The organism is Agromyces sp. NPDC052230 (genome assembly GCF_040679595.1).
In the GTDB taxonomy this organism is placed as follows: Bacteria; Actinomycetota; Actinomycetes; order Actinomycetales; family Microbacteriaceae; genus Agromyces.
This window is the reverse complement of the sequence record NZ_JBFAVC010000022.1, coordinates 1-1,124: the sequence shown is the minus strand read 5'-3', so window position 1 is coordinate 1,124 and position 1,124 is coordinate 1. Positions and strand designations below refer to the sequence as shown.

1 protein-coding gene is annotated in these 1,124 nt (G+C 68.4%); it reads right to left on the bottom strand.

Annotated features, from left to right (window positions below; translation table 11 throughout):
* Nucleotides 1-1,058, bottom strand: a 1,058-nt coding sequence (locus AB0K73_RS20810; RefSeq protein WP_364775820.1) for an IS481 family transposase, incomplete at its 3' end; no start/stop codon positions are given.
* Nucleotides 1,059-1,124 lie beyond the last annotated feature (66 nt).

The following is a 1,124-nucleotide window of genomic DNA, read 5'->3' as shown; positions in this document are numbered from 1 at the left end:
GTGTCGTCGGCGAGAGCGATGACGCGTTTGCCGGCGTGTTCGGCTCCGATTCCGAGGTGGTGCATGCGGCCGGCGCGGCGGATGCTCATCTTGCCGCGTGGATCGACGCGGTCGTAGCGGATCCGGTAGTGCCCGGCAGGGCCGGGCGTTGCGGGCTGCGCCTTCGGGATGGCCTGGTAGGCCTGCGTCGGCGTGGTGCGGTTCAGGGCACGGTGGGGGCGCTCTTGGTTGTAGTCGGCGCGGAAGGCGTCGAGTTGGCGTTGCAGCTCGGTCGTGGTGCGGGCAGTGGGCAGGGCGGCGAGGTACTTCTTCTGGGTTTGCTGGAAGCGCTCGATCTTGCCCTGGGTCTGCGGGTGACCGGGTGAGCCGTTCTTCTGCGTCGTGCCCATCAGCGGCAGGAGGTACTCGAAGGCGTTTCTTCCGCCGCCGAAGCGGGCGGTGTAGACGCGGCCGTTGTCCGTCAGGGTCGAAGCTGGCGCCCCGTGCTCCTCGACGGCGCGCAGGAAGGTGGCCACGACGTCGTCTCCGGTCACCGGCTGGTGGGCGGTGCTGGACAGCAGGTAGCGGGAGTGGTCGTCCAGCCAGTTCAGGATCTCCACGTCGGTGCCGTCGGCGAGGCGCCAGTGGGTGAAGTCGGACTGCCACATCTCGTTCGGCTGGGCGGCTTGGAATCGGATGTAGGAACTCTTCGGCCGCTTGCGCGGCTCCGGGATGATCAGGCCCGTAGCGTGCAGGATGCGCCGGATCGTCGAGGTCGACGGGACGGTGAGGCCCTCCTGATCGAGGTGCCAGGCGATCGTGACCGGGCCGGCGTCCAGACCCCTCGAGGTCAGCTGTCCGCGCAACTGCACGATCCGCTCGCGAACCTCATCGGCCGTCCGCTGCGGGCTGGTGCGCGGGCGCCGGGATCTCGGCTCCACGGCATCGAGGCCACCATCGCGGTAGCGGGCCAGCAGCCGATGCAGCTGCCGCCTCGAATACCCGTACTCGGCCGCCGCGTCCGAGACCGACAGCTGCTTGGAGACGACCTTCAACACCGCCACACGTGCACGAGACATACCCGCGACTGTGACCCATGTCCCGACTCACCAGCGACCCATCACCTGTGACACATGTCCTGAACC